2 protein-coding genes and 1 pseudogene are annotated in these 1,699 nt (G+C 51.0%); 1 reads left to right on the top strand and 2 read right to left on the bottom strand.

From position 1 onward, the window contains the following. Positions 1-770 (top strand): annotated as a pseudogene (locus H6G62_RS27155) (ISKra4 family transposase); the annotation flags it as partial. Here the strand turns inward: H6G62_RS27155 and H6G62_RS27150 are convergent. Continuing rightward, positions 767-1,228 carry a DNA cytosine methyltransferase gene (locus H6G62_RS27150; RefSeq protein WP_190500943.1) on the bottom strand — a complete coding sequence of 154 codons (462 nt, stop codon included), beginning with the start codon at positions 1,226-1,228 and terminating at the stop codon, positions 767-769. The pseudogene H6G62_RS27155 and the gene H6G62_RS27150 sit on opposite strands and share 4 nt — an antisense overlap. A 35-nt stretch (positions 1,229-1,263) precedes the next feature. Further along, positions 1,264-1,699: transposase (locus tag H6G62_RS27145; RefSeq protein WP_242052297.1), on the bottom strand; the 436-nt coding region annotated here is incomplete at its 5' end.

Genomic DNA, 1,699 nt, shown 5'->3' with positions numbered 1-1,699 from the left:
GGGTGATGGTGCCGTTTCGTCCCACCCCGAAGACGCCGGTGGGTGCCATTCAATGGCGGGAGATAAAAGTCGGCATTCTGGCCCGCCTCGGCACTCGGGTCACCCGGGCGGGAAAGACTGTCCCCCAACGGCTGAGACGCCGACTGGTGGCGGTGTTAGGCACCATTGATGACGCCATCCCACCCCTGCAACTCGAGGCGACCCGCCAAGGGGTAGACACCGCTCCGCTTGTCGTCTGGCTCAGCGACGGTGGGCGTGGCTTTTGGCGGGTCTACCGCACCTGTTTTGCCACCGCCATCGCCGTACTCGATTGCTTCCATGCCGCAGGGCATCTGGCTCGGGCGACTCAGGCCCTCTTTGACACCCTTAATTCTGCTGAGTCCCAAGCCTGGTTTCGCCGCTGGCGACATCTGCTCCGCCACGGCCAGGCGCACCGGGTCCGGCAAACCTTAACCCAGTTGATTCACCTGCCCGGTTGGTCGGACTCAGCGTTCACGACTCTGCTACAGGTGCAGGCCTACTTCCAGCGGCACCACCAGCACACCCGGTACCAACAGTTCGAGCGACTGGGCCTTCCTTTAGGCTCGGGAATGGTGGAAAGCGCCTGTAAATGGCTGATTCAGCAGCGTTTCAAGGGCGTTGGCATGCGCTGGAGCGAGGATGGCTTCAACCATCTTCTCCTCCTCCGACTGGCCTGGGCCAATGACCGCGTTGATCACCTCTTCCCCTCGGTTCCTCGGGCACCCTCTGGCCCCTCCCCCAACCGCTAGATACGCCCGATTCGATGGGCAACAGAATATCCCAAAGACTGAAGCACGTTATAGATTTGCTCAACTACTGTTCCTTTTCCAAGCTGAACAATGCCTGTAACATTCTCAATCAAGATGGCTTTGGGTTGTAGGACAGCAGCAACTCGAAGAAAGTCTTTAAATAGATGATTGCGTTCGTCATCTAGGGTTCTTACAGGTGCATTGACTGAAAATCCCTGACAAGGTGGGCCACCTGCTAATAAGTCTAGTTCGCCTGTCTTGAGATTGAGTTTTTGTTTTAGATCTAGTTCGCATACTTTGCGAACATCACCAATTATAAGCGATACATCGGGATTGTTTTTTCTGTAGGTTTCTGCATACTGATCTACCAATTCATTGGCTAATATGGCTTGAAAACCAGCCATTTCTAAGCCACAGGATAAACCACCTGCTCCAGCGAATAGATCAATAAACTTCACGCAATCAAACCTAGAACTCCGAAGCTGATATGCATTTAAATTGCATTGACTGTGTTTCCTTTATTTTTGATCTTGCGATCCCAGTTGATGACAAGCTGCCCTTCGTTCAATAGGTTATGAACAAGCGCTTCTAAATCCTCAATCGACTCAAATAGACGATTGGCAATGAATTCCTTTGCAGAGTGCCAAACTAACTCGATTAAATTATAGTCCGGACTGTAGGGTGGCAGAAATTCTAAAACAATGTTGGGCATCTCCTTCGCTATCTTCTCTAGAATCTCTGCCTTTTTATGAATACTTGCATTGTCTAAAATGATAAGAATCTTAGGGCCATCCTGCTCAAAGTCTTCAATCCGTCTACCTCCTCCAACCCATTCCTGTTTCACTTCTTCGTAGAATCCATGGAGGACACTGAAAAAGCTATCACCAGTTCCCTTACTGATAAAATCAACAATGCGCTTCTTATCCGAA

The organism is Phormidium sp. FACHB-1136 (assembly GCF_014697375.1).
Lineage (GTDB): Bacteria > Cyanobacteriota > Cyanobacteriia > Phormidesmidales > Phormidesmidaceae > Nodosilinea.
This window is presented reverse-complemented; position numbering and strand designations above follow the sequence as displayed.